This window comes from Streptomyces sp. SID14478, assembly GCF_010548525.1.
Lineage (GTDB): Bacteria > Actinomycetota > Actinomycetes > Streptomycetales > Streptomycetaceae > Streptomyces.
On record NZ_JAAGMG010001348.1, the window covers coordinates 1 to 7,427 of the forward strand.

A 7,427-nucleotide genomic window follows, 5' to 3' on the forward strand; every position below is an offset into this window, starting at 1 on the left:
GCGGCCCGCGAGACGCTGCCCGGGGCGCGCCCGACCACGGTCCTCGACTGGTCCGGGCCCGCACTGGAGCTCGGCAGTGAACTGGCGGCCGCGGACCAGGGGTTGGCGCGGTCCGTGCGCTGGCAGCGCGGCCGCATCGGCTCCGGGGAGCGACTCCCGGCCGGCGACCTCGTCACGGTCTCGTACGTCCTCAAGGAGCTGACGGACGCCGACCGCGCGGCGGTCGTCGACGCGGCGGCCGAGGCGTCCACCGGCGCCGTCGTCGTCGTCGAACCCGGCACCCCCGACGGCTACACCCGGGTCATCGAGGCCCGCGACCGCCTGATCGGGGCCGGCTTCCACATCGCGGCCCCCTGCCCGCACAGCGCCGCCTGCCCCATCGTCCCCGGCACGGACTGGTGCCACTTCTCGGCCCGGGTCAGCCGCTCCTCGCTGCACCGCCGGGTCAAGGGCGGGACGCTGGCGTACGAGGACGAGAAGTTCGCGTACGTGGTGGCGACCCGCTTCCTGCCCGAGCCCCCGCCGGCCCGCATCGTCCGCCGCCCCCAGATCCGCAAGGGCCAGGTGCTCCTGGACCTGTGCGAGACCGAGGGCGGCCTGAACCGGGTGACGGTGACGAAGAAGCACGGGGCGCTGTACCGCGAGGCCCGAGACGCGGACTGGGGCGACGGCTGGACGCAGCCGCGCTAGCGCACGCTTCTAGTCACGGAGTTCGAGCGTGCAGCACTTCACGCTCCCGCCCCCCTTCAGCAGCTCCGACAGATCCATCCCCACGGGCTCGAACCCCCGCTCCCTGAGCGGCGCGAACAACCCGATGGCTCCTTGCGGCAGGAGCACGTGCAGCCCGTCCGACACCGCGTTCAGTCCGAAGGACATCGCGTCGGCCTCGTCCACCACGAGCGCGTCCGGGAACATCCGCCGCAGCACTTCCCGGCTCCCGGCCGAGAACGCCTGCGGGTAGTACATGACCTGGTCGGCGCGGTCGTCGAGCACGGCCAGGGCCGTGTCCAGGTGGTAGAAGCGCGGGTCCACCAGATCGAGCCCGATCACCGGCCGGCCGAAGACCTCCTGCGCCTCGCCGTGCGACAGGGGCGACGCCCGGAACCCGCGCCCGGCGAGCACGTACGACGCGGTGACGGCGAAGTCCCCCTCGCCCTCGTTGATGTGCACGGGCTCGTGCACCTCGGTGTACCCGTGCTCCCGGAACCACTCCAGGTGGGCGACCGCCTCCGCCTCCCTCTCGGGATGGGCGAACCGGGCACCCAGGACCCGTCCGTCCAGCACGGTCGCCCCGTTCGCGGCGAAGACCATGTCGGGCAGTCCGGGCCGCGGGGCGAGCACCTCCACGGTGTGGCCGAGCGCGCGATAGCGGTCGCGCAGGTCCTCCCACTGGGCGACGGCGAGGGGGACGTCGACGGGTTTCGCCGGGTCCATCCACGGATTGATCGAGTACGTGACCTTGAAGTGTGCCGGTGGGCACATCAGATAGCGCCGGGGTGTGGCGCGACGTTCGCCAAAGGACCCGGAGTAGGGACTACGCAACGAGGGCTCCTCACGACCGCAGGGCTTGTTGCGCCCATGGTGCGGTCGGAGGAGCCCTCCGGGCTGTGAACCGAACGGGTGGTTCACGCTCGTGCGCGATCACGAGGCGCTGTCGGTGCCGCGCCTCTCCTGCAACTTGCGCAGCAACTCCCGCTTCTGCGCCACCGGATCGACACCGGAGCCGCCCACCTGTCCGCCCCGGCCGCCGCCGCGCAGCGCCTTGCGGGAGAGCTTGTTCCGCGTGCCGCCGACGCCCAGCATGCCGCCTGCTCCACCTCGGGTCATGTCGTACTCCTCTCGGGTCGCTCCACCTGACGATACGTATCGTCTCGCCGCGTTGACGGACTCCACTTTGAACGAGACGTATCGTCTTGTCAACCCCTGGAGAGACGGAACGTCTCGCCTCGCTCGCTGCTACATTCGAACCATGTCAGCCACGACCGGTCACGCCCAGAAGAAGACGCCCCCGGACTCCGCGCGCCGCAGCGAACGCTCCCGCCGCGCGATCTACGACGCCGCCCTCGCGCTGGTCGGCGAGATCGGCTACCCCCGCACCACCATCGAGGGCATCGCCGCCCGCGCCGGGGTCGGCAAGCAGACGATCTACCGCTGGTGGGGCTCGAAGGCCGAGGTCCTCATGGAGGCCTTCGTCGACCTGAACGAGCAGAACACGCACGCCGCCGCCGAGAAGTACCCGGACGCCCCGATCGATGCCGCGGGCCTGCCCGACACCGGCGACCTGGAGGCCGACCTCAAGCTGGTGCTGCGCGCCACCGTCGACGAGCTCAGGGACTCCCGCTTCGAGGCCCCGGCCCGCGCGCTCGCCGCCGAGGGCCTCGCCAACCGGGAGTTCGCCGAGCAGTTCGTCGCCAAGCTCCTGATGCCCGGCCTCGACCTGTACGCCACCCGGCTGCGCACCGCGCAGGACGCGGGCGACGTCCGCGCCGACGTGGACCCCGTGATCGCCCGCGACCTGTTCTCGGGACCGCTCGCCCAGCGCTGGCTCCAGAGCACGGGCCCCCTCGACCACGCCTATGCCGATGCGCTCGTGGAGTACGCCCTCTACGGGATCAGCGCGCGGCCGAAGCCCGCACGGCAGTAGCCGCCAGCAGCCCCGGCGCGTCCGTGATGACGCCGTTGCAGCCGAGCCGCAGCACCCGGTCCCGGTCCTTCGGCGTGTTCACCGTGTGCGCCCACACCCGCGGCACCCCTGACCTGACCGCCCGGACGAGATCGGCGTCGCGCGCCTTGTAGTCCATGTCGAGGACGTCCACGTAGCCGGCCCAGCGCTCGGGCCGGTCGGTCTTCATCTGCCGTGCGGAGCGCCACAGTTGGGAGATCAGGCCGAGCCGGTGCGCGTCGGCGGCGACGGCCGGACGGTTGGAGTTGACCAGTACCGAACGGGTCAGGCCGCGGGCGCGGATCAGTCCCGCCAGGCCCTTGAGGCTCTTGGGGTCCTTGGCCTCCAGCATCAGCACGATCCGGCCGCCGAACCGGTCGAGCACCTCCGCGACCGTCGGCGGCCGCTCCGCCCGCCAGCTGCCCGGCAGCGACGCCTTCGGCCGCAGCCGCACGTCCTGCCACTGCGTCCGGTCCAGGTCGTGGACCTTGCCGCCGGCGGCGGTCGTGCGGTCCAGGGTCGCGTCGTGCATCACGACGAGGGTGCCGTCGCGCAGCATCCGCGTATCGAAGTCGAGGACCTGCGCGGTGCCCCGCTCGAAGGCGGCCGACAACCCCGCCATGCTGTTCTCCGGGACTTCGAGGGCGCCGCCGCGGTGCGCCGTGTACGTGACGCGGGGCAGGGACTCGACGGTGAGGGGGCCGCTGCCCCACTCCAGTGGGGGCGCGAATGCCACAGCGGTCAGCGAGAGGACGCCGGCGAGGCCGACGATCGGTGCGGTCCTGGTGGCGAGAGTGACCATGGCGAACACGGTAGGCCCACAAATGCCCGCAAATCAGGCAATGACACCCAGTGGCCTCTCCCGAAGCGCGATGGTGGGACCATGGTGGTCCGGGGGTTCATCCGGTACTCGGCATGACGGCGATGGTGAGGGGATAGATGGGCGCGGAGCACGGCGACAGCGGACGCTCGGGTCTGGGCAGGTTCTCCCGGTGGCTCAGAGCCGCCCGGGGCCCCAAGGAGACGCCCGTCGACGCGGACCGCGAATCCCTGCTGCTCGCCGCCGCCGGCGCCGGACTGCCGCTCGCACCGGCCGCGTACCCCTCCGACTACCGATGTTCGTGCAACCGCATCGGCTGCCCGACACCCGGCCGGCACCCCGTCTCCTTCGCCTGGCAGACCCAGTCCACGACGGACCGCGGACAGATCGAGCGCTGGGCCCGGCACCAGCCGCAGGCCAACTTCATCACCGCGACCGGCATGGTCAACGACGTCCTGGACGTACCGCTGGAGGCCGGCCGCGAGGCCCTGGAGCGCCTCCTGTCGAGCGGCATCGAGGTCGGTCCCGTCGCCGCGTCCGGCGGCGACCGCATGCTCTTCTTCACGGCGACCCGCGGTACGCCCGAGGAGGAGGACGAGTGGTGGCCCTGCGAGCTGGACTGCCACCCCGAGACGATGGACGAGCACCCCGGCCTGCGCTGGCACTGCCGCGGCAGCTACGTCCTGGTCCCCCCGGCCCGCCTCCCGGCCGACCGCTCGGTGGACTGGGTCCGCGGCCCCGAACACCCGCTGCCGGACCCGCTGACCCTGCTGGAGGCGCTCACGGACGCCTGCGCCCGCCACGCGGGAGCGGAACCGGACTTCACCTCGGCCTGGCCCTAGGAAGCGGTTCGCCGGAGGCGGGGCCGGGGCGCGGCCCCGTGAGGGTTCACGCCCCCTCGGCCGTGGTGATCCCCTCGACCCGGCTCAGCACACTGACCCCGTCCCCGGCAGCGCCGCGCGCCGGGTCCAGCGCCACCTGGCCGGCCACGTACCCGTACGTCGCCGACTGCTTCGCGTCACCCGTCATCAGCGCCTTCACGCTCGGGCTGATCCCGGGCAGATCGCTCCCGGGCGACGCGGTCTGCTTCTCGTAGCGCCGCAAGGTGAAGAAGACGAGCGCGCCGCCGTCCTTCGTGCGCAGCGCCAGCGGCGCGTAGTCGCCGGACGTCAGCGGCTCGTCGATGAACTGCGTGGACAGGCCAGGCCGCGACTCGTTCTTCTTGCGGTTCGCGCGCCACTGCGAGGTGTACGACCCGGCCGCGAACCCGGCGTCGTCGTCGGACTTGAGGTACGCGGTGTACTTCCCGGCCAGGTCCCGCGGCCGCATCGCGAGCCCCTTGGCGTCGGCGGGCACGGCCTCGCCGAAGCCGTCCGCGTCCTTCTTGAGCTCGGGGACGCCGTCCTTGCCGAACAGCGTCAGGTACGAGACCGCCCAGGGCTCGTTCTCCGCGTTGCGGGTGAAGACCATGACCCAGCGGGAGTTCGCGACCCGGTTGTTCGCGCTGTCGGTGAGGAACCAGCGCGGCCAGCCGGCCTTCTTCGGGATCGTGAAGTTCGTGTCGGTCAGTTTCAGCGGCGCGTGCTTCGGGTTGCCCTGCGGGCTGACCGTGTGCCCCGCCTTCAGCTTGGCCGCGTCGATCGCGCCGAGCGCCCCGGTGACGTACTTTGCGTCGGCGTCCCGGTCGTACGTCTTGTCCGCCTTGTTGTACGCGGTGAGAAAGACGTCCAGGGCGCGTGCGGCCGCCGCCTTCGTGGTCGTGGGCACGACCTCGAGCTCGCCGTGCACGGTGACACAGCCGCTCGCCGTGAGGGACAGCACGACCGCCGCTGCCGCCGCGGCGGCGGGCTTGCCGAGCCTGTTCCTGACCTCGCTCATGACGTTGACTTCACCTTCCCCTTCCCGGGGCCGAACCCTACCGGGAAGAGGAGGGGGCCGGTGCCGCGCCCCTGCGGGAGCGGGACAGCAGTCCCGCCGGTGCGAAGAAGAGGACGAGCGTCGGCACCAAGTAGACGAGCCAGACGACGACTTGGAGGACCGTCGGGTCCGGCTGGAAGTTGAAGACGCCCTTCAGGAGCGTGCCCAGCCAGCCGTCGGGAGCGATCGTGCCGCTGATGTCGAAGGCCAGGGTGTTCAGACCGCCGATGAAGTCGGCCTCCTGCAGGTCGTGGAAGCCGTACGCGAGGACGCCCGCGGCCACGACGACCAGCATGCCGCCGGTCCACGTGAAGAACTTCGCCAGGTTGATGCGCAGCGCGCCCCGGTAGAAGAGCCAGCCGAGCACGACGGCCGTGGCGAGGCCGAGCAGGGCGCCGACCACCGGCTCCGTGGTGCCGTTGCTGGTGGCGTGCACCGCCGTCCACACGAACAGGGACGTCTCCAGGCCCTCCCGGCCCACCGCGAGGAACGCGGTGACGACGAGCGCGGCCGTGCCCGCCTGCAGCGCGGTGTCCAGCTTGGCGCCCAGCTCCGTCTTCAGGTGCCGGGCGGTGCGCCGCATCCAGAACACCATCCACGTCACCAGGCCCACGGCGACGATCGACAGCGAGCCGCCGAGCGCCTCCTGCGCCTTGAACGTCATCTCCTGCGAGCCGAACTCCAGGCCCGCGCCGAACCCCAGCGCGACGACGACGGCCACGCCGACGCCCAGCCACACCGGCTTCAGGGCGTCCCTGCGGTCCGTCTTCACCAGGTACGCGACGAGGATGCAGACGATGAGGCTCGCTTCGAGCCCCTCCCGCAGACCGATCAGATAGTTGGCGAACATTCCTTACGCCTCCGCCTTCTCGAAGAGGCCGCGGCCCCACCAGTCGCTGTCGTCGCGCACGCCCGGCGGCACCGCGAACACCGCCGAACCCACGTGCTGGATGTACTCGTTGAGCGCGTCGCCCGCCGACAGGCTCCGCTGCACCGGGATGAACCCCGTGCGCACGTCCTTCTGGTACGCGAGGAAGAACAGCCCCGCGTCCAGGCGGCCCAGGCCGTCCGTGCCGTCGGTGAACGAGTAGCCGCGCCGCAGGATCGTCGCGCCGTGGTTGGAGTCCGGGTGCGCGAGCCGCACGTGCGCGTCGGGCTTCATCGCCTTCAGGAACGGCTCGTCGCGTTCCTTGGCCTTGCCGACGGGCGCGCCCTCGCCCTTGTCACGGCCGAACACGTCCTCCTGCTCCTGCAGCGAGGTGCGGTCCCAGGTCTCGATGTTCATCCGGATCCGCCGGGCGACGAGGTAGGAGCCGCCCTTCATCCACGAGTCGTCCCCGACCCACACGTGCGCGTCGAGCCGCCGCGTCTCCGTGCCCGCGATGTTGCGGGTGCCGTCCTTGAAGCCCATCAGGTTACGAGGGGTCTGCGCGTCCGGCGTCGTCGACGACGTCTTGCCGAAGCCGAGCTGGGACCAGCGGATGGCGACCTTGCCGAACCCGATCCGGGCCAGGTTGCGGATGGCGTGCACGGCGACCTGCGGATCGTCCGCGCAGGCCTGCACGCACAGATCGCCGCCGGAGCGCGCCTTGTCGAGGTTGTCGCCGGGGAACCTGGGCAGGTCGACCAGCGCCGCCGGCCGCTTCCCCGCGAGCCCGAACTTCTTCCCGTACGCCTCGAAGAGCGAGGGGCCGAAGCCGATCGTCAGCGTCAGCCGGGACGGTTTGAGGCCGAGCGCCTCACCGGTGTCGTCCGGCGGCGCCTCGGCGAGCCCGCCGTACGCGCCGTCGCCGACCGGGCGCCCCTCCGTCATCAGGGCGGCGGCCTTCGTCCAGTCCTTGAGGAGCTGCACGAACTCCTCGCGGTCGTCCGTCTTCACGTCGAACGCCGCGAAGTGCAGCCGGTCCTGCACCGCCGTCGCGATGCCGGCCTGGTGCGTGCCGTGGAACGGGACCGCGCCGCCCGACTCGCCGGCCGGCTGCATGTCGTCGCCGTCGGAGCGGTTCAGCGCGACGGCGCCGCCCGCGG

General features: G+C 71.8%; 9 protein-coding genes. 3 read left to right on the forward strand and 6 right to left on the reverse strand.

The genetic code is table 11. The features are described from left to right. A partial coding sequence (locus G3I40_RS42605) for a small ribosomal subunit Rsm22 family protein (RefSeq protein WP_164560152.1) occupies positions 1–690 on the forward strand: 690 nt, incomplete at its 5' end. A 9-nt stretch (positions 691–699) separates the two neighbouring features. Here G3I40_RS42605 and ddaH read toward each other — a convergent pair. Together ddaH and G3I40_RS42615 are read right to left on the reverse strand one after the other, a co-directional pair. Further along, positions 700–1,542, reverse strand: coding sequence for a dimethylargininase (ddaH, locus tag G3I40_RS42610; RefSeq protein ID WP_343245204.1), 843 nt, complete (start codon positions 1,540–1,542; stop codon positions 700–702). A 99-nt stretch (positions 1,543–1,641) separates the two neighbouring features. After that, positions 1,642–1,827: a DUF6243 family protein gene (locus G3I40_RS42615; RefSeq protein ID WP_164560153.1), complete on the reverse strand. Its 186-nt coding sequence runs from the start codon at positions 1,825–1,827 to the stop codon at positions 1,642–1,644. 142 nt (positions 1,828–1,969) lie between these two features. On the opposite strand from G3I40_RS42615, the gene G3I40_RS42620 reads away from it, so the two are divergent. Continuing rightward, on the forward strand, positions 1,970–2,644 hold the full coding sequence (locus tag G3I40_RS42620; protein WP_164560154.1) for a TetR/AcrR family transcriptional regulator: 675 nt from the start codon (positions 1,970–1,972) through the stop codon (positions 2,642–2,644). On the opposite strand, the gene G3I40_RS42625 is transcribed toward G3I40_RS42620, so the two are convergent. After that, the gene (locus tag G3I40_RS42625) at positions 2,613–3,464 is read right to left on the reverse strand and encodes a glycerophosphodiester phosphodiesterase (RefSeq protein WP_164560155.1); all 852 of its coding nucleotides are present in this window, start codon (positions 3,462–3,464) and stop codon (positions 2,613–2,615) included. The genes G3I40_RS42620 and G3I40_RS42625 overlap by 32 nt on opposite strands. Positions 3,465–3,601: 137 nt before the next feature. Here G3I40_RS42625 and G3I40_RS42630 point away from each other — a divergent pair, with 137 nt between their 5' ends. Beyond that, complete coding sequence (locus tag G3I40_RS42630) at positions 3,602–4,324, forward strand: bifunctional DNA primase/polymerase (protein WP_164560156.1); 723 nt, start codon at positions 3,602–3,604, stop codon at positions 4,322–4,324. A gap of 46 nt (positions 4,325–4,370) precedes the next feature. Here G3I40_RS42630 and G3I40_RS42635 read toward each other — a convergent pair whose 3' ends face one another. The 3 genes from G3I40_RS42635 to efeB all read right to left on the reverse strand — a co-directional run. Continuing rightward, positions 4,371–5,360: a hypothetical protein gene (locus tag G3I40_RS42635; RefSeq protein WP_164560157.1), complete on the reverse strand. Its 990-nt coding sequence runs from the start codon at positions 5,358–5,360 to the stop codon at positions 4,371–4,373. Positions 5,361–5,397: 37 nt separating this feature from the next. Beyond that, a complete protein-coding gene (gene efeU / locus G3I40_RS42640) occupies positions 5,398–6,249 on the reverse strand; it encodes an iron uptake transporter permease EfeU (RefSeq protein WP_164560158.1) in 852 nt (283 codons plus the stop codon). Between the two features lie 3 nt (positions 6,250–6,252). Beyond that, the coding region (gene efeB / locus G3I40_RS42645) for an iron uptake transporter deferrochelatase/peroxidase subunit (RefSeq protein WP_164560159.1) at positions 6,253–7,427 on the reverse strand (1,175 nt) is incomplete at its 5' end.

What these genes read in the sequence shown, in the direction of transcription:
- G3I40_RS42615 (WP_164560153.1), bottom strand. Translation starts at nt 1,827, where the DNA reads ATGACCCGAGGTGGAGCAGGCGGCATGCTGGGCGTCGGCGGCACGCGG.
- G3I40_RS42620 (WP_164560154.1), top strand. Translation starts at nt 1,970, where the DNA reads ATGTCAGCCACGACCGGTCACGCCCAGAAGAAGACGCCCCCGGACTCC.
- G3I40_RS42625 (WP_164560155.1), bottom strand. Translation starts at nt 3,464, where the DNA reads ATGGTCACTCTCGCCACCAGGACCGCACCGATCGTCGGCCTCGCCGGC.
- G3I40_RS42630 (WP_164560156.1), top strand. Translation starts at nt 3,602, where the DNA reads ATGGGCGCGGAGCACGGCGACAGCGGACGCTCGGGTCTGGGCAGGTTC.
- G3I40_RS42635 (WP_164560157.1), bottom strand. Translation starts at nt 5,360, where the DNA reads ATGAGCGAGGTCAGGAACAGGCTCGGCAAGCCCGCCGCCGCGGCGGCA.
- efeU (WP_164560158.1), bottom strand. Translation starts at nt 6,249, where the DNA reads ATGTTCGCCAACTATCTGATCGGTCTGCGGGAGGGGCTCGAAGCGAGC.